Genomic DNA, 26342 nt, shown 5'->3' on the forward strand with positions numbered 1-26342 from the left:
CAAGACGGAGAAGATCAATCCGCTTGCAGGCTGTCTGCCGATCGCGATCCAGATCCCGGTGTTCTTCGCGCTCTACAAGGTGCTCTACATCACCATCGAGATGCGCCACGCGCCCTTCTTCGGCTGGATCAATGACCTGTCCGCGCCCGATCCGACCTCGATCTTCAACCTGTTCGGGCTGATCCCCTGGGATCCGTCGTCGGTCCCGGTCATCGGCGCCTTCCTGATGCTCGGCATCTGGCCGCTGATCATGGGCGTGACCATGTTCGTGCAGATGAAGCTCAACCCGACCCCGCCCGATCCGGCGCAGGCGATGATCTTCAACTGGATGCCGGTGCTGTTCACCTTCATGCTGGCGTCCTTCCCGGCCGGTCTCGTGATCTACTGGGCCTGGAACAACACGCTGTCGGTCCTGCAGCAGTCCTTCATCATGAAGCGGCAGGGCGTGAAGATCGAACTCTTCGACAACATCAGGAAGATGTTCAGCAAGAAGCCCGCCAAGGGATAGCGCGCCGCGCATCCCGCCGTCTGCCGCCGCGCGCCCCGCGCGGGTGGCAACGAACGCCTCGCGCGCCCGCCGGAAACGGTGGCCGCGCCAACCAGAACGCACGATGACCGACCTGACGCCCCCCGCCGCCGACGCTCCCGACCCTGCCTTCGAGGCGGGACGGCTTCTGTTCGCGCGGCCGTGGGGCTTCGTGCGCGGCATTGTCGACATGGGGGCGCTGCCGGGCGCCACGGGCACCGAAATCGCCTTTGCCGGCCGCTCCAACGTCGGCAAGTCGAGCCTGATCAACGCGCTGACCGGCCAGAGTGTGCTCGCCCGCACCTCCAACACGCCCGGCCGGACCCAGGAGCTCAACCTGTTCCGCCCCGAGGGCGGTGACGACCTCCTCGTCGTCGACATGCCCGGCTACGGCTATGCGAAGGCGCCCAAGGCCCATGTGGATGCCTGGAACCGGCTGGTGTTCTCCTATCTGCGCGGCCGGCCGACCCTGCGCCGCGTCTACGTGCTGATCGATGCCCGCCACGGCATCAAGACCAACGACGACGACGTGCTCGACCTGCTCGACAAGGCGGCCGTCTCCTACCAGATCGTGCTGACCAAGGCCGACAAGATCGGCACCGCCGACCTCGAAGCCCTCGAGGCCGCCACCGCGGAGAAGATCCGCAAGCGCCCGGCCGCCTTTCCCGAGGTGCTCGCCACCTCGTCCGAAAAGGGCCGCGGCATCCCGGAACTGCGCGCCGCGATCTGGACCCTGACGCAGGAGTGATCCTGCGGTCCGACATTGAGACGACACGGAAAACCGGGTATAGGGCTCGCGACCTGATCGCCCCCGGATCGTGCCCCCGGATCTTGACCGATGACCGCGCCGGACTGCCGGCGCGCGGGCGTTTCCTGCGACGGAGCCTTTTTCCATGAACGTGACCAGCGACATCCCCACCGGCGCGGCCGATGGCAACGAGCAGGTGAACCAGGTCTCCCGCGCGCGGATCATTTCCGAGGCGCTGCCCTTCATGCAGCGCTATGACGACAAGACGATCGTCGTGAAATACGGCGGCCACGCCATGGGCGACGAGAGTCTCGCCCGGGCGTTCGCCCGCGACATCGTGCTGCTCAAGCAGTCCGGCATGAAGCCGATCGTCATTCACGGCGGCGGGCCGCAGATCGGCGCGATGCTCGACAAGCTCGGCATCAAGTCGGAGTTCCGCGACGGGCTGCGCGTCACCGACAAGGCGACGGTCGAGATCGTCGAGATGGTTCTCGCCGGCTCGATCAACAAGGCGATCGTCTCGGCGATCAACGCCGAGGGCGGCCGGGCGATCGGCCTCTGCGGCAAGGACGGCAACATGGTCGAGGTGGAGCGGGTGACCCGCACCAAGCGCGACCCCGATTCCAACATCGAGAGCGTGGTGGACCTCGGCTTCGTCGGCGAGCCCAAGCGGGTCAACCCGGCCGTGCTGCACATGGTGGCCAAGGAAGAGCTGATCCCGGTGGTGGCGCCCGTCGCCCCCGGCGCCGATGGCGAGACCTACAACGTCAACGCCGACACCTTCGCCGGCGCGATCGCCGGCGCGCTCGGCGCCACGCGCCTTCTGTTCCTCACCGACGTGCCCGGCGTGCTCGACAGCCACGGCAACCTGATCAAGGAACTGTCGGTCTCCGAGGCGCGCGCGCTGATCACCGACGGGACGATTTCGGGCGGCATGATCCCCAAGGTGGAGACCTGCATCGATGCGCTCGACCGCGGCGTCGAGGGGGTCGTGATCGTCAACGGCAAGACCCCCCATGCGGTGCTGCTCGAGATCTTCACCGAACACGGCGCCGGCACGCTGATCTACCGCTGAGACGGGACCGGAGCTTCCGCTCCCGCGGGCGTCCGGCTGCGGGGGCAGGGGCCCATCGCGGTCACTGGCTGTTCACCGCGATCACCCTATATTGGTAGCCCGAAGACCGGGCCCGCCGCTGGCGCCCGGCGCGGACCCAACACAGGCCAGAGCATTTGACCGTCGCACCCGTCCGCCCCCCCGAGGCCGCCATCTCCATCTCCACGACCTGCGCATCTTCCAGGGCACCGAAGCCTGGGTGTTCGATCTCGACAACACGCTCTATCCGTCGTCGTCGAACCTGTTCGGCCAGATCGAGACCGGATCCGCGACTATCTGGCAAGGTTGCTCGACCTGCCGATCGAGGACGCCCATGCGGTGCAGCGCGACTATTACCAGCGCTACGGCACGACCCTGCGCGGCCTGATGGAGGAAAAGGGCGTCCAGCCGGACGATTTCCTCGACTATGTCCACGACGTCGACCATTCGGTGCTGGAGCCGAACCCGGCGCTCGCCGACGCCATCGACCGGCTGCCCGGCAAGAAATTCGTCTTCACCAACGGCTCGCGCGGGCACGCCGAGCGTTCCATTGCGCGGCTCGGCCTCACCAGCCACTTCACCGACCTGCTCGACATCGTCGCCACCGATCTCGTTCCGAAGCCGCGCCGCGAGGCCTACGACATGTTCCTCGCCAAGACCGGCGTCTCGCCGGTCCGCGCCGCGATGTTCGAGGACCTGTCGCGCAATCTCGCCGTGCCGCATCTCCTCGGCATGCACACCATCCTGGTCGTCCCCCCCGGCACGCGCGAGGTTTTTCGCGAGGCCTGGGAACTGGAAGGCGACGACGCGCCCCACGTCGAATTCGTCACGGACGACCTCGCCGGCTTCATCGAGAAGGTCGCCGGCGCGATCGAGAGCTAGGCAGCCGCGCTCCGGACGGCCGGGGCGGTCCGGCATTCGTCACGGTTCACCCTGACGGCCCCCTGCCATCGACATTGCTGTCGCGGGTGAAGCCCGTCGCGCGCCGTCTTCCCGCATCCCGATCAAAAAATCGACTCGCAATCGGCCGTGAAGAGAGTATTGTTCCGTTCGAGGGAGCGGTTTTCTTCCCTCGCCTTTTATCGACATTGCTATTTCATAGATATTGGAGGGTGGTATGGCGTCCAGCGTCAGCCGTGTTTCCGATCTTGCGCCGCTGCATCCAGTTGTTCGCGAAGCGTCAAGAAAACACTTTCCCAGTTGAACCAGGAAGGTCATCCTTTCAAGGTGTTCGAATCCTTCCGGACGCCAGAGCGTCAGGCCGAGCTCTATGCGCAGGGGCGGAGCAAGCCCGGGAAGATCGTGACCAAGGCAAAGCCGTGGCAGTCTTTCCATCAATACGGATGCGCCGCCGACTTCGTCCTGCATGTCGACGGCAAATGGAGCTGGGAAACCTCCGGATCTCTTCGCAGGAGCTGGGAGCGGCTGCATGAAATAGGGCGTGCCAACGGTCTGGAACCACTCAGCTGGGAGTTGCCGCATCTGCAGATTGCCGGGCTGACTCTGGCCAACCTGCAGTCCGGGCTCTACCCTGCCCTCGGCGACGACGACTGGGCCGAGAACCTCGCGGCGGCGATCGCGGGCTGGACGGGGAACGGGGCGCCGCCGCCGCCAGAAATGTCCGGCCGGCCGGCACTTGCGGGACCCGTGAAGGATGATCCGGCCGACGAAGAGGCGGCCCAGCCGACCGCTCCCCACCTCGTGCCGGCGGCCGGTCCGTCGCTTGCCGAGCAGCCTGCGGTCGGGCTCACGCTGGCCGTGATCCGGGCGGCACAGCGCTCCAACGCCACGTGGGGCGTGCCGGTCTCCGTCATTCTCGCGCAGTTCATCCTGGAAAGCGCCGGCGGCAAGAAGATGCCGCCCGGTTCGAACAATCCGTTCGGCATCAAGGCGCGTTCCGACGAACCCGCCGTCTCGGCCACCACGATCGAGGTCGAGGGCGGCGCGGCACAGTCCGTCGTGGCGAAATTCCGCAAGTTCGCGAGCTTCGACGAAGCCTTCGATCACCATGGCCGGCTGCTGGCGACGTCGAAATATTACGTCGGCGCGATGGCGGTGAAGCACGACCCGGTCGCCTTCTGCCATGCCCTGACCGGCATCTACGCCACGGATCCGCACTATGGCGACAAGCTCGTCGCGGTGATCGGAAAATATGCCCTCACCCAGTATGACGCCGGGGCGATACCCCGCGAACTGGCGCAGAATGACGAGGCGGACGCCATGGCGATGCGCTTCGGAGACAAGGGCGAGAACATCCGCGGCCTGCAGAATGCCCTGAAGGCGGCCGGCTATGGCGTGGGCGGGATCGACGGCATCTTCGGCACGCTGACCCGCAGCGCCGTGCTCACCTTCCAGGCCGACCAGGGTCTGCCGACCACCGGCATCGTCGATGCGGCCACCTTCGACAAGCTCAACGGCACGCCGCAGCGACCGCTTGCCCACGACCGCGTGCTGGCCGACGAGGCAACCCTGATCAAGGAAGGCTCCCGGACGGTGCGCGAGGCGAGCCGCACGAAGCTGCTGGGCATCATTTCCGCGGTTCTGGGAGGCGCTGGCCTCGGCAACAGCGCCCTGGTCAACGCGGTCGACACCGGTGAGGCAGCCGCACCGGTCGCGGCCACTGTCGATCTGCAGGCGTTTCTCGCCAGCGTCCAGCGGGTGCTCGGCGATCCGGTTCTCGCCGCCAATCCCCAGGAATTGCGAAGCCTTGCCGAAGCGGCGGCCGAACTGGCCCGTCTCGATGCGGCGCCGCAGCTTCCGCCGGATGTCGCGCGCATTGTCGGCGAGATCGCACGGGCACTGCCGGCCGACGTTCTCGCCCGCAATCCCGACATCGCGCAGGTGGTGGAAGCGTTGGGGCGCAGTGTGTCCGTCACGGCGTCCGGTCCGCGCACGATCGTCGACCTGCTGCCGACGATCTTTGCCCCCGACAGCCCGTTGCACGGCATCGCCGAGGGGCTGGCGACCGTCGCGGCAAGCTTCGTGCCCGGTCTCGGCGGCTCTGCCCTCGCCGTCGCTGCCGGCCTGTTCGCGCACCATTTCGGAAAGAAGATTTCGGACGCCCGCGTCGCCGAGCATCGCGCCGCCCTCAACATCAACCGCTGACGGACGGTCCGGTCCGCGGCCAGCCGCAAACACGGGCGTTGAAGCGGGTGGCCATCAACGAGCGCGGCTCAGACGAGAACCGCCTGGGTCGTCATCCCCTTCGTTCCGAACACCCGCAGATACCGCTCGATCTCCTCGCGCGGCCCCGTCGCCTTGGTGGGGTTGTCGGAGAGCTTCACGGCGGGGCGGCCGGCGGCTTCGATCACCTTGCACACCAGCGAGGTCGGGTGCATCAGACGGTCGTCGAAATGGGGCATGCAGCCGCGGAAGTCGTTGGTGAGGTTGGTGCCCCAGCCGATCGGCAGATTGCCGATCCGGCCGCGGAAATGGCGCACGGCGGTCTCGATCGTGTCGATGTCCATGCCGTCCGAGAGGATGGCCGTCTTGGTCATCGGGTCGCGGCCGCGCGCCTTCAGCCAGGCAATGTATTCTTCCACTGCCTCCACCGGTTCCTTGGAATCGGGGCGCAGCCCGGTCCAGTCGCCGAATTCCCCCGGGGCGTGATCGAGGAAATAGGTGGTGCCGAAGCTGTCGGGCAGGATGATCCGGAGGTTGTCCGAATAGAAGGACGCCCAGTCGCGCAGCACGTCGTAGGGCGCCTGCCGCAGGTCCTCGTCGTTGTCGGTGAGCGCGGCATAGACCATCGGCAGTTCATGGGCATTGGTGCCGAGCGCCTCGAGGCCGAGGTCCATGGCGTGCTTGACGTTGGACGTGCCGGTGAAGCTGCGGCCGATGCCCTCGACCATCGCCTCGATGCACCAGCGCTGCCACAGGTAGCTGTGGCGCCGCCGTGTGCCGAAGTCGCCGACCCTGAGCGGCCCTTCCTGCTCCAGCACCCGCAATCGCTCGATCTTCGCCCAGAGCTTGGCCTTGGCGCGGGCATAGAGCACGTCGATCTCGAAGCGGCTCATCGCCTTCATCACCGCCCGGGCCTTCAGTTCGCTGAGGATCGCCAGCGCCGGGATCTCCCAGGCGGTCGCCTCGGCCCACGGCCCGTGGAAGCGCAGCTCGAACTGGTCGTCGACCACGCGCAGCTCGTAGTCGGGCAGGCGGAAGTCGGCGAGCCAGGAGATGAACTCCGGCCGGAAGATCTGCCGGTTTCCGTAGAAGGTGTTGCCGGCCAGCCAGATGATCTCGTTCTTCTGGAAGCTGAGCTGGCGCACGAAGTCGAGCTGTTCCTCCAGCTCGCGCCGGTCGATGATCCTGGCGAGCGGCAGATCTTTCGCCCGGTTGATCAGCTGGAAGGTGACCGGCAGCTTCGGATGCAGGACATAGATCATCTGCTGCATCAGCAGCTTGTAGAAATCGGTGTCGAGCAGGCTGCGAACGATCGGATCGAGCTTGAAGGTGTGGTTGTAGGCCCGCGTCGCGATGTCGACGATCATGCCGCCCTGCCTGTTCCTGCGCGCGATGCGACGGCCGTCCCGTGTCCGGCCGGCCGGATGCGGCGCCCCGCCGCATGTTCGCTCCTAACCCATAACGACGAGACGCGCCACGGGCGCGGCGATTTTCCCCGCCCCGGCGCAACAGTTTCGCGAAGGGCCGGCGCGACGACGTGGGCCCTTGAGCCGCAAGGTAATCTTGACTAGACGCGAGGGACCCCGACGACGACGCGGGGCGGCGCGGGCGCGGCCCGCAGCCGACGACGGGAGGGCTGGCAAGGTGATCGACGATCCGCGCGGATTTCTGACGGCGCTGTACCGGACCGCGGTCGACGCGGCCGACCCCGCCAAGATCATCGCCCGCCATCTGCCGGAGCGCCCGAAGGGCCGCACCGTCGTGGTCGGCGCCGGCAAGGCCTCGGCCGCCATGGCGCAGGCTTTCGAGGATGCCTGGGAGGCGGCCGGCAACGGCCTGCCCGAAGGCCTCGTCGTCACCCGCTACGGCTATGGCCAGCCCTGCCGGAGCATCGAGATCGTCGAGGCGGCCCATCCGGTGCCGGATGCTGCCGGGGCCGCGGCCGCCGGCCGGATCATGGACCTCGTGCAGGGTCTCGGTCCGGACGATCTCGTCGTCGCGCTGATTTCCGGCGGCGGCTCGTCGCTGCTGTCGATGCCGCCCGAAAGCGTCGGCGGCGAGGTCAAGCGCGCGGTCAACAAGGTGCTGCTGGAATCGGGCGCCTCGATCCACGAGATGAACTGCGTGCGCAAGCACCTGTCGCGGATCAAGGGCGGCCGGCTGGCCCGTGCGGCCCATCCGGCAAAGGTGGCGACCCTCGTCATCTCCGACATTCCCGGCGACAATCCCGCCCTCGTCGCCTCCGGCCCGACGATCCCGGACGGCACCACCCGCGCCGACGCGATGGCGATCATCGAGCGCTACCGCATGCAGCTGCCCGAGCCGGCCATGGCCTGGCTTGGCACGGAGGCCGCCGCCGCCCCCCGGCCGGACGACCCGGCCTTTGCCCGCGACACGGTGGCGGTGATCGCCGCCGCGCAGATCTCGCTCGATGCGGCGGCCGCAGAGGCGCGGGAGGCCGGTCTCGACGTCCACGTGCTCAGCGATGCGATCGAGGGTGAGGCGCGCGACGTCGGCTCGGTCCATGCCGCGCTCGCCCGCCAGGTCGCGCTGCGCGGCCAGCCGTTCGCCCGGCCCTGCCTGATCCTGTCCGGTGGCGAGACCACCGTGACGGTGCGGGCCAAGGGGCGCGGCGGACGCAACAGCGAGTTCCTGCTCGCCTTCGCCATCGGCATCGCCGGCCTCGACGGTGTGACGGCGCTGGCCGCCGACACCGACGGCATCGACGGGTCCGAGGACAATGCCGGCGCGCTCTGCGACGGGGCCAGCGCGGCCGCGATCTTCGCCAGCGGCGAGAATCCGAAGACGCTGCTGGCCCGCAACGACGCCTGGGGCGCCTTCGAGCGCAGCGGCGGCCTGCTCGTCACCGGCCCGACCCGGACGAATGTCAACGACTTCCGGGCGATCCTGATTCTCTGACGCGCAAACCGCCGTGTCGGATGCCGTGGGCGCTGGCGGCTGAGCGGCGGCGTCTGCGCGATCTTGCGTATCTGTGCAGGTACAGGAAAAGGATCGCGCGCGGGCCGTCTTGGTCAGGCGACGTGTTGCGAGAATCCTGGGGAGCCGGATGTCGCGCCGTGGGCGTGCCGAGCAGCATTGCGTACACTCGAAGCCGGCGGAATCACGCGGAGTTGCTTGCTGATCGCTGTTTTCGGCGAGCGAGTATTTTCCACCGCGAGCGGTTCGAACTGAAAACCACGGCAACACTGACGGGATCTGTACATCCTGCATTCATGATGCTGGCATTCATGAATGTCGGTTGCCTGCATTACTGTGAATTTCCTACCGGCTTGTACTTAATTGCAATTTTGAAATTTCGTATACAATGGTATTTGAGGAGCGGTGTGTATTGCGCGGCGGATTTGCATTCGGACGAAGGATCTGACCGGACGGTGATCCGGTCGCCGAGGGCGTTCGTAATCAGCTGACGTATTATGTCCGAACGGTTCCGACTGGCGGGGTGCGCACGACGGACATGGCGTGCGCCGGAACGGATGCATAACGAGAAGGCGGACCGCGTGGCGGATCCGCTTCGGATCGTGGGACCGTCTCCCGATGCGGACGGGAAGCGATTGGGGGATCGTGTTGAGTGACAGGAAGAGACCAAAGCTCGCTGTGAGGGTCATCGAGGACATCAAGCGGCGCATCGAGCAGGGGCGGATCAAGTGCGGCGAGCGACTGCCGACGGAGATCGCCCTCGTCAAGGAATTCGGCGTCAGCCGGACCGTGGTCCGGGAGGCGATCACCGCCCTTGCGGTCGACGGCTTCGTGGAGCCGCGGCAGGGGTCCGGCGTCTTCGTGCTCGAGCGCCGGGAGCCGGTTGCAGCGCCGCAAGGCGGTGCGGTCCTGGCCTTCGAGGACAACCTGCTCGGCATCCTTGAATTCAGGCTCGCGGTCGAGATCGAAAGTGCCGCGCTTGCGGCGACACGCCGGTCGCTGGCGCAGGAGACGGAGATCCGTCGCCGCCATGCCGCGTTTGCCGAGGCGATGGAGACGGGCCGCACGACCGTGGAAGAGGATCTCGCCTTCCATTTCGCGATCGCCGAGGCAACCGGCAACTGCTGCTTCACCGAAGTCGTGCGCGCCCTCGGCCCTCTGGCGATCCGCGAGGGCTACGCGGCGATGGACGAGGCGCACGAGGGCATCGGCGGCCAGCGCCGGACCTTGCGCATCACCTTCTCCGAGCACGAGGCCATCCTCGACGCGATCGCGTCGGGTGATGCGGAGAACGCCCGCTCGGCGATGCGGCTGCATCTGTCCGGCAGCCGGCGCCGCCTCGGGGATGGCCACGCCCTCGATGGGCGCGCCCCGTCGCTGCACAACAGCACGCACCGCTGACCACCTCTGCCGGAGCTTCTCCGGCAAGGGCGGAACCGGGACAAGTCACGCTGGCGTTGCGGCCTGAGCCGATCCCACGGCGTCGGCGCCCGGGCGCATCAGGACGCGCAGCCGGGTCCAGCGCCGCCGCGCGTTGCGGCCCGACACCGCGATCTCGATCGCCCGCGCCTCGCCGACCACCACCACGAGCCGACGCGCGCGGGTGACGGCGGTGTAGATCAGGTTGCGCGCCAGCATCGGGTAGTGCTGGCCGGACAGCGGGATCACGATCGCCGGATACTCCGAGCCCTGGCTCTTGTGGATGGTGATCGCATAGGCGGGCGCCAGCGCGTCGAGCGCCATCGAGGCATACTTGATCTGGCGGCCGTCGAAGTCGACCACCACCTCGTCCTCCTCGCGGTCGATCGCGACGATCCGGCCCATGTCGCCGTTGAAGACGTCGCGGTCGTAGTCGTTCTCGATCTGCATCACCCGGTCGCCGCGGGCATAGGAGAGGCCGCCGCGCTCGATCCGCGTGCCCGCATTGGGGTTGAGCAGGGCGGCGAGTTCGAGATTGAGGTTGCGGGCGCCGAGGACGCCCTTCTGCATCGGCGTCAGCACCTGCACCTCGGTCATCGCGTCGAAGCCGAAGCGGCCGGGAATGCGCCGCGCGACGATCTCCTTGACCTTGGCGAGCCCGTCCTCGGGCGAGGACATCGGCACCACGTAGAAGTCGCCGGTCTCGCCGGCCGGCGTCGTCTCCGGCATCTCGCCGTGGTTGATCCGGTGGGCGTTGACGACGATCCGGCTTTCGGCCGCCTGGCGGTGGATCTCGGTCAGCCGGGCGACGGGCACCGCGCCGGAGGCGATGATGTCGGCAAGGATCTGGCCGGGGCCGACCGAGGGCAGCTGGTCGACGTCGCCGACCAGCACCAGCGCCGCCTCGTCGGGGATGGCGACGACGAGCGCGGCCATCAGCCCGGCATCGATCATGGACGCCTCGTCGATCACCACCAGATCGGCTTCGAGGGCATTGCCCGAGCCGCGCCGGAAGTCGCCGTTGGAGGCGTCGATCTCCAGCAGGCGGTGGATGGTCTTTGCCTCGCGCCCGGTCTGGTCGCTCATCCGCCGCGCGGCGCGCCCCGTGGGCGCGGCGAGCGCGATCTTGCGCCCGCCGCCGCCGACGAGGCCGAGCAGGGCATCGAGGATCGTGGTCTTGCCGACGCCGGGCCCGCCGGTGACGACGCTGACCTTCGCGCCGGCCACCAGTTCCAGCGCCGCGCGCTGCGAGGCCGAGAGCGCGACGCCGGACCGGCTCTGGAACGCCTTGGCCGCGGCATCGAGGTCGAAGCCGCGCCACGGCGGCCGGCCCGCGGCGAGGGCGGCGATCCGCTCGGCCACCGCCTGTTCGGCGTCGGCCAGCCGGCGCCCGAACAGGCAGGTGGTGCCATCGACCTCGGTCTCGACGAGGTCGCCCTCGGCCTTCGCACCCTCGAGGGCGGCATGAACCGTCTCCTCGTCGACCGCAAGCAGCCGCGCCGCCCGCTCCACGAGGTCGCCGGCGGGCAGGCCGGTGTGGCCGTCGGACGCCGCCTCCTCCAGCGCGAAGGCAAAGCCGGCGCGGATCCGCCCCGGCGCGTCATGGGCAAGGCCGAAGCGGGTGGCGATGGCGTCGGCGCCGTTGAAGTCGATGCCGCGCACCTCGCGGGCGAGCCGGAACGGATCGCTCTCGACGATCTCGCGCGCCTTCTCGCCGTATTGCCGGTGGATGCGCAGGGCATGGGCGGTGGACACGCCGCGCTCGGCGAGGAAGGTCAAGAGATCGCGCAGCGCCTGCTGCTCGCTCCAGCCCTGGGCGATCCGCTGCGCGCCGGCCCGGCTGATGCCGGTCACCTCCAGGAGGCGCATCGGTTCCTTCTCGATCACCTCCAGCGCCTTGGCGCCGAACTTGTCGACGATGCGCTTGGCCATGGCCGGGCCGATGCCGGGCACCATGCCGGAGCCGAGATAGCGCGCGATCGCCTCGCGCGCCGTCGGCGGGCGGGTCGAGACGCGCTCGGCGCGGAACTGCAGGCCGTGGGTGCGGTCGGTCACCCAGTCGCCCTCGGCCTGGAGCTTCTCGCCGGCGACGATCGTGGGGAAGTGGCCGACAAGGCTGACCGGCTCGCGCTGGCCGGCGACCCGCACCTTCAGCACGGTGAATCCGTTCTCGGCATTGTGGAAGGTGACGCGATCCACCGTCCCGTCGATCCGCGCGCGCGCCTCCGCGCCGGGTGGAGCGGCGCCGCCGGAGGACGCAGGGGGCGGCGAATCCGTAGAGGTCATGGCTTCGTTATGCCCGCAAACGCGGAAACTGCCAATCTCCGGGGCTCCAACAGGGCGCGCGGAATGCCGGATGGCGGGTCGCTGCGGCAAGATTGTCAACGATCTTGCGCGAAACTCCGTTGCACGCGACCAAAAAATGCCTTTGTTTCGAGGCGTCGTGGCGCTGTTTCAAGCGAAGAAGGTCATTATGTCGGCATCGATCAACCGTCGCGAATTCACGGCGCTTCTCGCCGCTCTCGGAATTGTCCTGCCCCTCGGCTCGGCACGGGCCGCGGCCCGGCTCGGCTCCGCGGTCCCGTTTTCCTTCGAGGGCCTCGTCGAGGCCGCCCGGCAGAAGGCGGCGCGGCCCTACGCGCCGCCGCAGACCCGCGCCGCCGACGTGCTGGAGCGGATCGACTACGACAATCACTGGAAGATCCAGTTCCGGCCCGATCACACCCTGGAACTGGGCGGCGGCAAGGCGCCGATCCGCTTCTTCCACCTCGGCCGCTACTTCAAGGATCCGGTCGGCATCAACGTGATCGAGGGCGACCGCAGCCGGCCGGTGCTCTACGGCCCGGACTATTTCGACATGCCGAAGGACAGCCCGGCGCGGGCGCTGCCCGAGGACATCGGCTTTGCCGGTTTCCGGGTGATGGAGGAGGGCGCCGAGAAGGACTGGCTCGCCTTCCTCGGCGCCGCCTATTTCCGCTCCTCGGGCGAACTCGACCAGTTCGGCATGTCGGCGCGCGCGGTCGCGATCGACGTGGCGCTGCCGACGCCGGAGGAATTCCCGCGCTTCACCGACTTCTGGTTCGCGCCCTCCGAGACCGGCACCCTCACCATCTACATGGCGATGGACGGCCCCTCGATCACCGGCGCGCTGCGGATGGACTGCGACCGCTCCAAGGGCGTGGTGATGGACATCTCCGCCCGCTACTTCATGCGCAAGGACATTGCCCGCCTCGGCCTCGGCGCGCTGACCTCGATGTTCTGGTACGACCAGTCCAACGCCCGCTCCGGCAAGGACTGGCGCCCGGAGATCCATGATTCCGACGGCCTGGCGATCTGGACCGGCGCCGGCGAGCGCCTGTGGCGTCCGCTGAACAATCCGCCGTCGGTGATGACGTCGAGCTTCGTCGACCGGGACGTGCGCGGCTTCGGCCTGATGCAGCGCGACCGCTCCTTCGAGAACTATCAGGACGACGGCGTCTTCTACGAGAAGCGGTCCAGCGTGTGGATCGAGCCGAAGGGCGGCTGGGGCGACGGCACGGTGCAACTGGTCGAGATCCCGACCGACGACGAGATCCACGACAACATCGTCGCCTACTGGGTGCCGCTGACGCCCGCCAAGGCCGGCGACGCGGTGGCGATCGACTACAAGGTCCACTGGCTGGCCGACGAGCCGCATCCGCCGGCGGTGGCCCGCACGGTGTCGACCCGGGTCGGCATGGGCGGCGTGCCCGGCCAGCCGCGGCCGAAGGGCGTCGTCAAGTTCGTCGTCGATTTCGAAGGCGGCGTGCTCGGCGACCTGACGGTCAAGGACGGGGTGCTGGCGGTGGTCGAGGCCTCGCAGGGCAGGATCTCGGGCGTCTACACGCTGCCCGTGGTCGGCACGAAGCGCTGGCGCGCCTTCTTCGACTTCACGGCCGAAGGCGTGGCGCCGGTGGAAATGCGCATGTTCCTCAAGAACGAGACGGCGACGCTGACCGAGACCTGGCTCTACCAGTATCACCCGGGCCGGCTGGTGGCGGTCGACTGACCGGCCCCGGGGTCCAGCGTCCGGCGGGGCGGAAGCCGCGCCGTCGGGACGCTGGCCCACAAGGGCGGGTCACCCTCCGCCCCCTCGGGCCGCCCCCTCGGGCCGCCCCCTCAGGCGACCACGTCGGCCTCCTCCTCCCCCAGCGGGGCGATGGCGGCGGCGGTGCCGGTGGTGACGACGATCTGCAGCAGGGTGCGGATCGTGTCGGTCACCGCCTCCACCGCGATGAACAGGGCGAAGGCGGCGTCGAACGGCAGGCCGAGATAGCCGCAGATGATGCCGGTCTGGGCGACGATCAGGAAGCCGGACATGCCCGCCGTCGTCGGCCCGAGCAGGGCGGCGAGGGTGCCGATCATCACGAGGTCCGGCACGGTCAGCGTGCGGCCGTAGAGATTGGCGATGAAGATCGGCGCGATCGCGAACAGAAGCACCGAGCCGCCGCGCACCAGCGCGGTGTTGAGCGGCACCAGCAGTTCGGCCACCACCCGGCGAAAGCGAGGCCGGTGACGAGGGTCTCGATCGTCGCCGGGATGCAGGCCGTGCTGCTGCGGGTGGCGATCGCCATCACCAGCACGTTCTGGTGCGCCTTGAGCACGTGCAGCATCGAGGTCTTCGCGTTGGCTGCCACGATCGCGAAGCAGACGAGCGTGATGATCAGCGCGGCGAGACCGATCACCAGCAGGAAGTCGACCATCAGCCACAGGGTCCCGAGCCCGGTGGCGGCGGTCTGCCCGGCGATCATGGTGAAGGTGGCGAGCGGCAGGAAATAGTTGAACCAGTTGGTCAGCGTCAGGCAGGTCCGGTAGACGGTGTCGAGCGCGTCGGACATCGACCGCGACACGCCGGACGGCACGCTGCCGACCGCAAAGCCGAACAGCAGCGAGAACACCAGCACCTTCACCGTGTCGCCTTCGGAGAGGGCGTGGAAGACGTTGTCGGGAATGAAGGTCAGCAGCGCATCGACGATGCCGACCTGCGTCGGGAGACCGCCGAGGTCGTTCAGCGCCATCTGCAGGTCGGTGTGGATCGCGGTGCCCTGATTGACGATGTGGCCGAGGGCAATGGCCGTCTCGCGGTCCTCGATCACGCCCGGCTGCATCACCAGCGCCAGCGCCCCGCCGACGAGGACGGCCAGAGCCGAGACGCCGATCACCGAGAGGAACACGCCGGTGAGGTAGCTGCCCGCGCGCGGGTCATGGATCAGCGCGCGCAGGGAGAAGATGATCGACGAGACGATGAACGGCAGCACCACCATCTTCAGCAGGCCGACATAGGTGTCGCTGATCGGCGTCAGCGCCAGCGCGAAGGCCGGCAGGTAGAGGCCCGTGAGCACGCCGGCAACGACCGCCACCAGCACGGCCAGCGGCGACTGGCCGAGCTTGACGATCCGGCGGAACAGGGCGCGGCCGCCTCCGGAAGGGCGTGCCGGACGGGCGGCAACGGGCGAGGCGGTCTCTGCGGTCATGGCGGGCTCCGGGAAGCAGATGCGGCGTCCGCCGCCGTCAGTCGAGGCGGGCAAGAACGGGCGCAAGCGCCCGGTAGCGGCCGAGCACGTCCTCGACGGTGAGGCCGGCGGCGCGCGTGTCGATGTAGAGATCGAGCCAGGCGGCCAGATGCGACGAGGCCGGCGGCACGGCCATGGCGATCGTGTCGTCGAGGTCGGTCAGCGTCACGGTGCGCAAGGTCAGCGAGGCGCCGGGTCGTCGATCAGCAGCTTCTTGATCTCGAACTCGTCGCGGTAGGCGGCGAGCACCCGGCCGGACCGCAGGGCCGCGAGCACCTCGTCCCAGGTCTCGAACTCGATCGGCTGGGCATCTGGGAAGTTGACGATCGCGAAGGCGCTGAAGGAGGAATTGCGGATGACGCCGATGCTGCCGTCATAGTCGCGCAGCACGCTGACCGGCTCGCGCTCGCGGGCATAGTCGGCAAAGCCGACCCGGTTCAGCGCCATCGCCTGCTTGAGCACCAGATAGGGCCGGGTGAAGCGCACCCGCGCGGCGCGCCTGAGCGTGCGGCTGATCTTGCCGATCGCCACGTCGGCCTGCCCGTCGGCAATGACGTCGACCAGTTCGTCGAAGGTCTTGCCCCGGCGCAGGAACATCGGCTCGACGCCGAGCTGGCGGGCGATGTCGCGGCCCATCTCCACGTCGGTGCCGCCGAGCCGTCCGTTGTCGTCGTAGACGAAGGGCACTGCGTCGAAATCCGGAACAGCGATGCGCAACTGGCCGCGGTCGAGGATGCCGACGAGATCGGCCGCGCCCGGTTCCGCGGCATTAGGCGTTGCAGGAGGCGCCTCCGGGGCGAGAGGCACCGCGGCGCCTGCCGGGGCAGGGACCGGAGCCTGAGTCTGGGCCGCGGCCGGATGCCCGAAGGCAACCGCCGCCAGAAGGAAGAAACACGCCGTCAGAAAATGCATGGAGCCCGCCGCGTCCGATGTCACGGATGCAGGGAGGGTCCAACGCCGCGCGTAACGCGGCGTTCACGGGCGGCGGTTCAGCAATGCTTCTGCCCTGCCGGGAGGGCGATCCGGGCCCTGCCTTGCAGCCGGGGCACACGTGAGGGCCCGGCCCGGCGTCACACGTCGGGGCGCAGCACGACCACGCCGAGCGGCGGCACGGTGATTCGCACGGAATGCCGGAAGCCGTGGCGGCCCTCGTCGCTGGCAGTGACGCCGCCGTAGTTGCCGTGGTTGGAGCCGCCGTAGATCGCGGCATCCGTGTTCAGCACCTCGCGCCAGAAGCCGCCGTGGGGCACGCCGATCTCGAAGTCGAGCCGCGGCACCGGCGTCATGTTGGCAAGGACCATCAGCGGCGCCTTGCCGTCCGGATCCCAGCGCACGAAGGCGAACAGGCTCGCCTCGCGGGCGTCGGCCATCACCCACTGGAAGCCGCCCGGATCGGCGTCGCGCAGGTGCAGCGCGCCTTCGCGGGCATAGAGGTGGTTGAGGTCGCGCACCAGCCGGTGAACGCCGGCGTTGAGCGGATGGTCGAGATGCCACCATTCCAGCGGCGCATCGTGGTTCCACTCGCGCGCCTGGGCGATCTCGCCGCCCATGAACAAGAGCTTCTTGCCGGGATGCGTCCACATCATCCCGTAGAAGGCGCGCAGGTTGGCGAATTTCTGCCACTCGTCGCCGGGCATGCGCCCGAACAGCGACCGCTTGCCATGCACCACCTCGTCGTGGCTGAGCGGCAGCACGAAGCGTTCGGAAAAGGCATACATCAGGCCGAAGGTGATCTTGTCGTGGTGCCAGCGGCGATAGACCGGATTCTCGCCCATGTAGAAGAGCGAATCGTTCATCCAGCCCATGTTCCACTTGAAATTGAACCCGAGCCCGCCGTCCGACACCTTGCCGCTGACCTGCGGCCAGGAGGTCGATTCCTCGGCGATCGTGATCGCGCCGGGCACGCGTTCGGCGATCACCGTGTTGAGCCGCTTGAGGAAGGCCACGGCCTCCAGATTCTCGCGCCCGCCGTAGCGGTTCGGCACCCATTCGCCCTGCGCCCGCGAATAGTCGCGGTAGAGCATCGAGGCGACCGCGTCGACGCGCAGGCCGTCGATGTGGAACTGCTCCAGCCATTCCAGCGCGCTGGCGATCAGATAGGCCACCACCTCGTTGCGGCCCATGTTGAAGATCAGCGTGTTCCAGTCGTTGTGGAACCCCTCGCGCGGGTCGGCATGCTCGTAGAGCGCGGTGCCGTCGAAGCGGGCGAGACCATACTCGTCGGTCGGGAAATGCGCGGGCACCCAGTCGAGCAGCACGCCGAGGCCGGCCTGGTGGCAGGCGTCGACGAAGGCGGCGAAATCGCGCGGCGAGCCGTAGCGCGACGTCGGCGCGAACAGGCCGAGCGGCTGGTAGCCCCAGGAACCGCCGAAGGGATGCTCCATGATCGGCAGCAGCTCGATGTGGGTGAAGCCGAGGTCGAGCACATAGGGGATCATCTCGTCGATCAGCAGCTGCCAGTCGACGCTGTCGTCCCAGCGCTTGCGCCACGATCCGGCATGGACCTCGTAGATCGAGATCGGCGCGCCGGCCGACTGGCGGTCCGCCCGCTCGCGCATCCACTGGCTGTCGTTCCAGACGAAGGGCATCGGATCGGCGACCACCGAACTGGTGGATGGCGGCAGCTCGAACTGGCGGCCGACCGGATCGGTCTTCTGCGGCAGCAGCACCCCGCCGGCGCCGCGGATCTCGAAGCGGTAGCGCTCGCCGGCCCAGATGCGCGGCACGAAGATCTCGAAGACGCCGGCCTCCAGCCGCTTGCGCATCATGTGGCGCCGGCCGTCCCAGCTGTTGAAGTCGCCGACCACCGACACCCGCTCGGCATTCGGCGCCCACACGGCAAAGCGCACGCCGGTCACCCCCTCCACCACCATCGCCTGCGCACCGAGGCAGCGGCCGATGTCGAGGTGGGTGCCCTCGCGGATCAGGTAGACGTCCATCTCGCCGAGCAGCGGGCCGAAGGCGTAGGGATCCTCGGTCTCCTGCACGGTGCCGTGCCAGTCGATGCGGAGGAGATAGGCCTCGGCGTCCGCAAGACGCGCCACCATCAGGCCGGTGTCGTCCACGGGCTCCAGCCGCGCCAGCACGCGGTGGTCGGACCGTGCGATCACCTCCGCGCCGCTGCAGCCCGGCAGGAAGGCGCGGACGAGGGCGCCATTCGCGTCGTGATGGGGGCCGAGGAAGCCGAAGGGATCGCCGTGCCGACCCTCGAGGAGCGCGGCGATCGCCTCCGGGGAGAAGGCCGCCTCATCCGCTTTCATCTGACGCGCCATGGGCTTGCCCCTTGTGATTGTTCTGACGTCGGGCGCAGCCTACACCGCGGGGCGGCGGGATGCACCCGGCTTGTAGGCCCCGCCGGCCGGCGGGGCGATCACGGGGAGAACACGCGACGCGGAGTTTTGTGCCGCGCAAAACGACGGCGACGTCCGCCGCGCTGCCGGGGAAATCGGCGGCCGCATCCGGGCTGGCGGACGAGCTGAGGAACGGCCGGCAGGCGGCCCGGCGCGGGCCGCCTGCCGGGCCGGACAAGGACGGGCCGGTCGGATCGCGCGGTGCCGGGCGTGGCGGAAGACGGACGTGGCAAGGTCGTCCGTCCCGGGAGCGGACGGCGTGGGTCCGTGAAAGCCGTCCCTTGGGGGAAGGGGCCTCTCTCAGGCCGCTTCCTCGACGATCAGCACGTCCTCGCGGGCAAAGGTCACCGTGGCGGGGCTGCCGCGCTCCGGCGGGGCGACGCCGGGGTTGTTGAACATGTCGAGCGAGATCGCGTGGTCGGCCAGCCGCACCCGCACCCGCAGCACCGCGCCGAGGAAGCTCACCTCCTCGATCTTGCCGGTGAGGTGGTTGGCGCCGTCGCCGGCGGTGCCGAGCCGGATCGCTTCGGGACGCAGCGCCACGGTGCAGGCACTCCGCCCGGTCAGGCGGGCAAGGTCGCGGCAGGCGTGCACGGCCTGGCCGTCGATCTCGATCCGTCCGCTTGCCCCGTCGGCGACGTGACCCGGCAGGATGTTCAGCGTGCCGACGAAGCTCGCGACGAAGCGCGTCCGCGGGAAGTTGTAGATCTCGAACGGCGTGCCGATCTGGTCGGCCCGGCCCTCGTTCATCACCACGATCCGGTCGGAGATTGACAGCGCCTCCTCCTGGTCGTGGGTGACGAAGATGGTGGTGATGCCGAGCTTGCGCTGGATCGAGCGGATCTCCTCGCGCAGCGACACGCGGATCTTGGCGTCGAGCGCGGACAGCGGCTCGTCGAGCAGCAGCACCCGCGGCCGGATCGCCAGCGCGCGGGCCAGCGCCACGCGCTGCTGCTGGCCGCCGGACAGCTGGTAGGGGAAGCGGTCGATCAGGTGGCCGAGGTGGATGAGGTCGAGCATCTCCTTGACGGTGACGTCGATCTCCGCCTTCGGCTTGCCCGCGACCTTGAGGCCGAAGGCGACGTTCTGCCCGACCGTCATGTTGGGAAACAGCGCATAGGCCTGGAACACCATGCCGATGTTGCGCTGGTTCGGCTTGAGGTCGGTCAGGTCGTGCCCGCCGATGGTGATCGTCCCGGACGAGACGGTCTCGAAGCCGGCGATCATGCGCAGGACGGTGGTCTTGCCGCAGCCCGACGGGCCGAGGAAGGAGATGAACTCTCCCTTCTCGATCGCCATGTCGAAGTCCTTGACGACGTGGACCTGGCCGAAGCTCTTCTTGACGTGCGAAAGTTCGAGGAATGCCATGCCTGAGGGTTCCGTCACGTTCTGGCCGGGCGGGCCTTGCCGAAGCGGGACACCACCTGGAGAAGCCCCATGCTGACCCAGGTGATGAGGAAGGCGATGATGGCCAGCGCCGACGGCTCGTAGGCCTTGTTGGCGCCGATCAGCTGCAGGTAGGGGCCGAAGGCCGGCCGGTCGAGCAGCGAGGCCATGGTGAATTCGCCCATGACGATGGCGAAGGTGATGAAGGATCCGGCCAGCACGCCGCTCATCACGTTCGGGAAGATGCACTTGAACAGGATGGTGGTCCACCCGGCGCCGAGGCTCTCGGCGGCCTCGGTGAGGGTGCGCACGTCGATGGTGCGCATCGCCGTGTCGACCGAACGATACATGTAGGGCAGCGACAGCATCATGTAGGAGCCCATCAGCAGGATGTCGGTCGCCCGCTCGGAGGCCGTGAACGGCAGGTAGGACGAGGAATTGTAGATCCTGAGATAGCCGAACACGACGACGATGGCCGGAATGACCAGCGGCAGCAGGGTCACGAACTCGACCACGGGCCGCAGTTGCGGCAGGCGCAGGCGCACCCAGTAGGCGGTCGGCACCACCAGCAGCATGCCGAAGATGATGGTGAGCACGGCCATCAGCCCGGAGTAGCCGAAGGTCGCGTGGAAGCGCACGTCGGAGAAGACCGATTCGTAGGCGTCGAGGCTGTATTCGCCGCGCCGCATCCGCAGCGAGAATTCGAAGGTGCCGATCAGCGGCACGATGAAGTAGATGACCCCGACGGCGATCGCGGTCCAGGCGCCGATCTTCTTGAGGTTCATTTCTGCCACCTCTCGGCGCGCATGCGCATCACGATGTAGATGAGGTTGGAGAGCCCGGTGATGACGATCATGCCGAGCGCGAGGGCATAGCCGAGGTTCGGATTGTGCAGCACGTCGCCGCGGATCTGCGCGTAGAGCACGATCGGCACGATGTTGAGCGACGAGCCGGTCAGCGAATAGGCGGTCGCGATCGCGCCGAAGGCATTGGCGAACAGCAGCAGCGTCGTGCCGAGCAGGCTCGGCCACAGGATCGGGAAGGCGACCATCGTCCAGTACTGCCGGGTGGTGGCGCCGAGGATCGCGGCCGCTTCCCCCCATTCCTTCTTCAGGCCTTCCAGCGCCGGCGCAGGATCAGCACCATCAGCGGGATCTGGAAGAACATGTAGGTGATGGTCAGGCCGAGGAAGCTCAGAAGGTTGAAGCCGGTCGCGTAGAGATTGAAGCCGAACAGGTCGCGCAGCAGCACGGTGACGAGACCGGCGCGCCCGAGCGTGGCGAGGAAGGCGAAGGCGAGCGGCACGCCCGCGAAATTCGAGGCGACGCCCGAGAAGGTCATGATGCCCGAGCGGATCCACGACGGCACGCCGCCGAGCACCACGGCCCAGGCAAGCGCAAAGCCGATGATCGCCCCGCCGATCGAGGAGGCGAGCGAGACCTTGATCGAGATCCAGTAGGCCGAGAGGATCTTCGGCGTGAACAGCCCGGCGATGTTGGCGAAGGTGAAGTCGCCCTCGGGAGTCTTGAAGGCGCCGACGATGAGAAACACCGTCGGGGCGATCAGGAACATCACCGCGAAGACGATGAAGGGCAGGATGCCGAGCCAGTCGATCACGGCCCGGTTCTCAGGATTGACTTGGCCATGACGATGTTGAGCCCCGATCCGCCCGCAGAATGAGCCGCCTCATCCGTGCCGGTCCCCCTGGTCCGGAAAGGATGCGCGTCCGTCGACACCAAGCAAGAATCCGGCCGGCTGGGAAACCCGCCGGACGCGCGGTGTCGCGGGGTGCCCCGCGCGGAGACCGGCACGGGGCAGTTCGTGTCAGGTCCGGGTCACTGCACCGCGGCGCCGACCACTTCGTCCCACTTGGTGGTGATCGTGGTCTTGTAGGCCGACTGCTCGTCGAGCGTCGGGAACACGGCCTTGGCGTAGCCTTCGGCCGGCGGCAGCTTGTCGAGCAGGTCCTGCGGAACCTTGCCTTCGGCGACCAGCGCGTTGAAGCGGATCGGGTGGCAGTAGCCCTTCAGCCAGATGATCTGGCCTTCGTCCGAATAGAGATGCTCCATCCACAGCTTGGCGGCGTTCGGATGCGGCGCGTAGGCGCTGATCGCCTGGACATAGACGCCCGCGACGACGCCGGTCTGCGGCACCACGACCTCGAAGGGCGGGTTGCCGTTGAGGCTCTCGCCCCAGGAGATGGCGTTGTAGTCCCAGGCGATGATCACCGGGGTGGTGCCCTGCGCGAACGGGGCCGCCTTGCCGACGACCGGAACGAAGTTGCCGGCGTCGTTGAGCTTCTTGAAGAAGTCGAGACCCGCTTCGCCGGCCTTGGCGACATCGCCGCCGGCGGCCGAGAGGCCCGCGGCGAACACGCCCGACACGGCCTGGTTGGCCGAACGCGGGTCACCGGCGAGGGCGACGGCGTTGGCGAAGTCCGGCTTCAGCAGGTCGGCCCAGTCCTTCGGGGCTTCCTTGACCAGATCCTTGTTCACGAGGAACGAGAGCACGCCGTAGTAGTCGCCGTACCAGTAGCCTTCGGCGTCCTTGGCGCTGTCCGGGATCGTGTCCCAGGTGGCGACCTTGTAGGGCTGCAGCAGGCCCTCGGCCATGGCCGACGGGCCGAAGGAGAGGCCGACGTCGATCACGTCGGGGGCCTGCGGGCCGGTGTTGCCCTTGTTGGCCTTGATCGCCTCGATCTCGTCGCCCGAGCCGGCGTCGGGATTGAGTTCGTTGACCTCGATGCCGTACTTGGCCTTGAAGCTCTCGATCATCTCGCCGTAGTTGCACCAGCTGTGCGGCAGGGCGATGGTCGTGAGCGTGCCTTCCTTCTTGGCGGCGGCGATCAGATCTTCCATCTGGTCGCGCGCGCGACGCCGGACATCGCCATCACGGCGATCACGGAGACCGATGTCAGTTTCTTCACATTGAGTGCCATTTGCGAACCCCTCACCGTCGATTGTTGAGACCAGCTTGCCCACCTGGACGGAGATACGCCGCTAGCACGGCATCCTTGACACTTTCGTGTCAGCCGGCCGCGTCCGCGCGTCATCTGTTCCGTATCCGTCAGCCGGCCGCCGCCCTTCGACCTTCTGGTACATTTGATACAACATGCGGAAAAACCCCGCATGCCGAAAATCATGGCAGAACATTTGCCGGGAAACAATCGCGGGCTTCGCGCGCAGCGGATCGACGAAGCGGCGATCGCGGAAAAACGCCTTTTCACCGGCTTCGCCTTGTTTGTCGGGATATTCGCGGCGACACTCCGGACCGTGACGGTGGCGCAGGCTGCACCCACGGGGTGCCTGCCCCGTGGCACCGCCGCGCCGAGGACATCGTCATGACCTGATTGCGTGCATCATCGGCGCGAGATCAGGCAGCCATAGCGAAGAAAACAAGTCGCTGCCGCGCCGGCAGGAAGATATAGCGGGCGCAGGATGGCGCAGGCGAGGAGACGCGCACGGGTCCGCGAGGCGGAGGGGCCCGTGCCGGAGAGAGGGTCGACCGCATGAAGATCATGGATTACGTGTGGCCGGTCGTCGGCCTGTGCGCGGTCGTGCTGTCGGGCTGGCTTCTCTACAAGGAACTGCAGGGCATCTCCTTCGACGATGTGGTCCACAGTCTCGCGGCCATTCCGCTGCACCAGTGGCTGATGGCCGTCGCCGGCGCGATCGTCGCCTATGCGGCGCTGGCCTGGTACGACCGGATCGCGCTGATGCATCTCGGGCGGCGCATCCCCTGGCTGTTCATCTCCATCGCGTCCTTCACCACCTATGCGCTGTCGCACAACATCGGCGCCTCGGTGCTGTCCGGCGCGGTCGTCCGCTACAGGGCCTACAGTTCGCGCGGGCTGTCGGCCTCCGAGATCGGCATCCTCGTCGCCTTCTGCTCCTTCACCTTCGCGCTCGGCACGGTGCTGCTCGGCGCCTTCGTCCTGCTGTTCGACCCGGCGCTGGTGGAGCGGCTGCACGAGGGGACGCCGCTGTGGGTGCCGATGGTGATCGGCTTCCTGATGCTTTCGGCGGTGGTCGCTACGTGATCGGCAGCATGAGGGGGCTGAAGCCGCTGCAGATCGGCAAGTTCTCGGTGCATTATCCGAAGCCCCCGATCGTGTTCCGCCAGCTGTTCGCGGCGCCGGTCGAGCTGATGGGCGCGGCGGCGATCATCTACTTCGCCCTGCCGGCGAGCGACCACGCCAACTATTTCACGGTGCTCGGCGTGTTCCTCGTGTCCTTCTCGGTGGCGCTCGTCAGCCATGCGCCGGGCGGCCTCGGCGTGCTGGAGGTGGTGTTCGTCACCGCCATGCCGGACATTCCCCAGGCCGACGTCATCGCCGCCCTCATCGTCTTCCGCCTGCTCTACCTGCTGCTGCCCTTTGCGGCCTCGCTGGTGGTGGTCGTCCTGTTCGAGCGCGCACGCCTGCTGAACCGCTGGTCGGCGCGCTGCGAGGGGAACAAGCCCGGCTGAGCGGCGCTCAGCCGCCGCCGAGCCGCGCCGCGGAGACCACCTGGAACGGCTCCCCCGGCGCCGCCTCGCGGAACACGGCCAGCGTGTCGATCAGCACAGGCTGGCCGATCAGGGCATCGAACTGGGCGCGCGCCGCCGGCAGCAGGACGTCCGCCTGCGCGGGCGTCAGCCGGCCGGTCAGCGTCAGGTGGAAGCGGAATTCCTCGAGGACATAAGGATAGCCCCAGGCGGACAGCAGCGCCTGCTGGCGCGGGCTGAGGCCGGCCGCCTGCCGCCGGGCGAGCGTGGCGGCATCCGGCGGCGCCCGGAACGGCTCGAAGGCGCGCACGCAGTCGGCGGCAAGGCGCTCGAGCGCCGGCTCCGGCTCTTGCGGCACGAGGGCGAGGAAGCCGCCGAGCAGGGCGATGTGAAGCCTGAGGGCGAAGGGCGCCCGCGCGGCGGCGAACTCTTCGAGCGCTGCCACGAGATCGCCTTCCCCCCGGCCATCGGCCAGCGTGAACGGCGCCTTCATCGTGCCGTGGAAGCCGTAGCGGCGCGGGTCGTCGGTGAGGCGGGCGGCCTCCTCGGGCGCAAGTCCCGGGATCTCCGGGCGAGGCCGCGCGATATCCGCGAAGGCATCGCGGCCGAGCCAGGCGGCGCCCGCGTCGGCAAGCGCGGTGCCGCGCGCGGGCGTGACATAGATGGCGTGACGCATGATCTCTCCCGCATGCCGGCCCGATGGCCGGTCCGTCTCACACGCTGGCGCCCGTGCCGGGCTTCGGCAGGTGGATCTCGGCGCGCAGACCGCCGGCGGCAAGGTTCGCCAGCCGGATCTCGCCGCCGTGGGCATGGACGATCGAGCGCGCCGTGGCAAGACCGAGTCCGACGCCGCCGGTTTCCTGGCTGCGCGAACCTTCCAGCCGCACGAAGGGCTCGAACACCTCCTCCATCTGCGCTTCCGGAATGCCGGGCCCGTCGTCCTCCACGGCGATGACGATGTCCGGCCCGTCCTCGACGCTGAGCCGCGCCGTCCCGCCGTAGCGCAGGGCATTCTCGACGAGATTGCGGATCGCCCGGCGCAGGGCGGTCGGCCGGACCATGAAGTCGAGCCGGTCCGGCGCGGTGGCGGTGACGTTTTCGCCGATGTCGGCAAAATCGTCGGCCAGTGCGGTGACGAGGGCGGCCAGATCGACCTTGCGGGCCGGCTCGTGGCCGACGTCGTCGCGGGCAAAGGCCAGCGTCGCCTCGGTCATGCGGTGCATCTCGTCGATGGTCGCGATCATCTTGTCGCGGATCTCGTCGTCCTCGACGAATTCGGCGCGCAGCCGCAGCGCGGTCAGGGGCGTGCGCAGGTCGTGGCTGATCGCGGCGAGCAGCCGGGTGCGGTCGGCAATGAACCGGCCGAGTCGCTCGCGCATGGCGTTGAAGGCGTGGGTGGTGCTGCGGATCTCGATCGGCCCGGTCTCGGGCAGCGGCGGCACCGTCTCGCCCCGGCCGAGCCCGTCGGCGGCGGTCGCCAGCGCCCGCAGCGGCCGGGTGATGCGCCGCACGGTCAAAATCACGATCACGACGATACCCGAGGCGATCAGGCCGCTCGACAGCAGGGTCGGCCAGGCCCAGGCCGGCGGCGGGCCATATTGCGCGAAGGCGTTGAGCCAGGTGCCGTCGGGCAGCGGGATCGAGATTGCCGCCGTGAACGGCACGCGCGGCCGCGGCCGGTCGTGGCCCTTGCGGTGCAGGTGGCGGTCGTCGGCCCGCTCGCGCGGTCCGGCGCCGTCGCGCG

21 protein-coding genes and 2 pseudogenes are annotated in these 26342 nt (G+C 68.4%); 10 read left to right on the forward strand and 13 right to left on the reverse strand.

Annotation, left to right across the window (positions count from 1 at the left end):
* The 5 genes from yidC to A6302_RS11125 all read left to right on the forward strand — a co-directional run.
* Nucleotides 1-508: membrane protein insertase YidC (gene yidC, locus A6302_RS11105; protein ID WP_141703676.1), on the forward strand; the 508-nt coding region annotated here is incomplete at its 5' end.
* Nucleotides 509-611: 103 nt separating this feature from the next.
* Nucleotides 612-1274 carry a ribosome biogenesis GTP-binding protein YihA/YsxC gene (yihA, locus tag A6302_RS11110; RefSeq protein ID WP_069307098.1) on the forward strand — a complete coding sequence of 221 codons (663 nt, stop codon included), beginning with the start codon at nt 612-614 and terminating at the stop codon, nt 1272-1274.
* A gap of 244 nt (nt 1275-1518) precedes the next feature.
* Nucleotides 1519-2349 (forward strand): acetylglutamate kinase, encoded by an 831-nt coding sequence (gene argB / locus A6302_RS11115; protein ID WP_245294030.1) that lies wholly within the window; start codon nt 1519-1521, stop codon nt 2347-2349.
* Nucleotides 2350-2673: 324 nt separating this feature from the next.
* Nucleotides 2674-3249, forward strand: a complete 576-nt coding sequence (locus A6302_RS11120; protein WP_342586258.1) for a pyrimidine 5'-nucleotidase — start codon at nt 2674-2676, stop codon at nt 3247-3249.
* 420 nt (nt 3250-3669) lie between these two features.
* On the forward strand, nt 3670-5472 hold the full coding sequence (locus A6302_RS11125) for a glucosaminidase domain-containing protein (RefSeq protein WP_141703678.1): 1803 nt from the start codon (nt 3670-3672) through the stop codon (nt 5470-5472).
* Between the two features lie 68 nt (nt 5473-5540).
* Here the strand turns inward: A6302_RS11125 and A6302_RS11130 are convergent, their stop codons facing one another.
* Entirely contained in the window at nt 5541-6857 is a 1317-nt protein-coding gene (locus A6302_RS11130) for a nicotinate phosphoribosyltransferase (RefSeq protein WP_069307100.1), read from the reverse strand.
* 277 nt (nt 6858-7134) lie between these two features.
* Between A6302_RS11130 and A6302_RS11135 the strand changes: the two genes are divergently transcribed.
* Together A6302_RS11135 and A6302_RS11140 are read left to right on the forward strand one after the other, a co-directional pair.
* Nucleotides 7135-8409 (forward strand): glycerate kinase type-2 family protein, encoded by a 1275-nt coding sequence (locus A6302_RS11135; RefSeq protein WP_069307101.1) that lies wholly within the window; start codon nt 7135-7137, stop codon nt 8407-8409.
* 696 nt (nt 8410-9105) lie between these two features.
* Nucleotides 9106-9828, forward strand: coding sequence for a FadR/GntR family transcriptional regulator (locus A6302_RS11140; protein ID WP_069307102.1), 723 nt, complete (start codon nt 9106-9108; stop codon nt 9826-9828).
* A gap of 45 nt (nt 9829-9873) precedes the next feature.
* Here A6302_RS11140 and recD2 read toward each other — a convergent pair whose 3' ends face one another.
* A complete protein-coding gene (gene recD2, locus A6302_RS11145) occupies nt 9874-12132 on the reverse strand; it encodes an SF1B family DNA helicase RecD2 (protein WP_069307103.1) in 2259 nt (752 codons plus the stop codon).
* 187 nt (nt 12133-12319) lie between these two features.
* On the opposite strand from recD2, the gene A6302_RS11150 reads away from it, so the two are divergent.
* Nucleotides 12320-13873, forward strand: a complete 1554-nt coding sequence (locus A6302_RS11150; protein WP_069307104.1) for an OpgD/OpgG family glucan biosynthesis protein — start codon at nt 12320-12322, stop codon at nt 13871-13873.
* 110 nt (nt 13874-13983) lie between these two features.
* On the opposite strand, the gene A6302_RS25320 is transcribed toward A6302_RS11150, so the two are convergent.
* The 9 genes and pseudogenes from A6302_RS25320 to A6302_RS11195 form a co-directional block, all read right to left on the reverse strand.
* Entirely contained in the window at nt 13984-14340 is a 357-nt protein-coding gene (locus A6302_RS25320; RefSeq protein ID WP_069307105.1) for a cation:dicarboxylate symporter family transporter, read from the reverse strand.
* Complete coding sequence (locus A6302_RS11160; protein ID WP_069307106.1) at nt 14247-15338, reverse strand: dicarboxylate/amino acid:cation symporter; 1092 nt, start codon at nt 15336-15338, stop codon at nt 14247-14249. The genes A6302_RS25320 and A6302_RS11160 overlap by 94 nt, the downstream gene beginning before the upstream one ends.
* A 37-nt stretch (nt 15339-15375) precedes the next feature.
* Nucleotides 15376-15546, reverse strand: coding sequence for a hypothetical protein (locus tag A6302_RS22915; RefSeq protein WP_169833563.1), 171 nt, complete (start codon nt 15544-15546; stop codon nt 15376-15378).
* Nucleotides 15547-15557: 11 nt separating this feature from the next.
* The gene (locus A6302_RS11170; protein ID WP_169833564.1) at nt 15558-16184 is read right to left on the reverse strand and encodes a substrate-binding periplasmic protein; all 627 of its coding nucleotides are present in this window, start codon (nt 16182-16184) and stop codon (nt 15558-15560) included.
* A gap of 263 nt (nt 16185-16447) precedes the next feature.
* Entirely contained in the window at nt 16448-18637 is a 2190-nt protein-coding gene (glgB, locus tag A6302_RS11175; protein ID WP_083255693.1) for a 1,4-alpha-glucan branching protein GlgB, read from the reverse strand.
* Nucleotides 18638-19027: 390 nt separating this feature from the next.
* Nucleotides 19028-20095 (reverse strand): ABC transporter ATP-binding protein, encoded by a 1068-nt coding sequence (locus A6302_RS11180; protein WP_069307110.1) that lies wholly within the window; start codon nt 20093-20095, stop codon nt 19028-19030.
* A 14-nt stretch (nt 20096-20109) separates the two neighbouring features.
* Complete coding sequence (locus tag A6302_RS11185) at nt 20110-20898, reverse strand: ABC transporter permease (protein ID WP_069307111.1); 789 nt, start codon at nt 20896-20898, stop codon at nt 20110-20112.
* Nucleotides 20895-21778 (reverse strand): annotated as a pseudogene (locus tag A6302_RS11190) (ABC transporter permease). Before A6302_RS11190 ends, A6302_RS11185 begins: the two are co-directional and overlap by 4 nt.
* Nucleotides 21779-21948: 170 nt before the next feature.
* Nucleotides 21949-22971, reverse strand: a complete 1023-nt coding sequence (locus A6302_RS11195; RefSeq protein WP_425349154.1) for an ABC transporter substrate-binding protein — start codon at nt 22969-22971, stop codon at nt 21949-21951.
* A gap of 270 nt (nt 22972-23241) precedes the next feature.
* Between A6302_RS11195 and A6302_RS22165 the strand changes: the two genes are divergently transcribed.
* Together A6302_RS22165 and A6302_RS11200 are read left to right on the forward strand one after the other, a co-directional pair.
* The gene (locus A6302_RS22165; protein ID WP_141703682.1) at nt 23242-23457 is read left to right on the forward strand and encodes a hypothetical protein; all 216 of its coding nucleotides are present in this window, start codon (nt 23242-23244) and stop codon (nt 23455-23457) included.
* Nucleotides 23458-23621: 164 nt separating this feature from the next.
* Nucleotides 23622-24580 (forward strand): annotated as a pseudogene (locus A6302_RS11200) (lysylphosphatidylglycerol synthase transmembrane domain-containing protein).
* Nucleotides 24581-24587: 7 nt separating this feature from the next.
* Here A6302_RS11200 and A6302_RS11205 read toward each other — a convergent pair.
* Complete coding sequence (locus A6302_RS11205; RefSeq protein WP_069307112.1) at nt 24588-25274, reverse strand: DUF1045 domain-containing protein; 687 nt, start codon at nt 25272-25274, stop codon at nt 24588-24590.
* Nucleotides 25275-25311: 37 nt separating this feature from the next.
* Nucleotides 25312-26342, reverse strand: a 1031-nt coding sequence (locus A6302_RS11210) for an ATP-binding protein (protein WP_141703684.1), incomplete at its 5' end; no start/stop codon positions are given.

Source organism: Methylobrevis pamukkalensis, from assembly GCF_001720135.1.
In the GTDB taxonomy this organism is placed as follows: Bacteria; Pseudomonadota; Alphaproteobacteria; order Rhizobiales; family Pleomorphomonadaceae; genus Methylobrevis; species Methylobrevis pamukkalensis.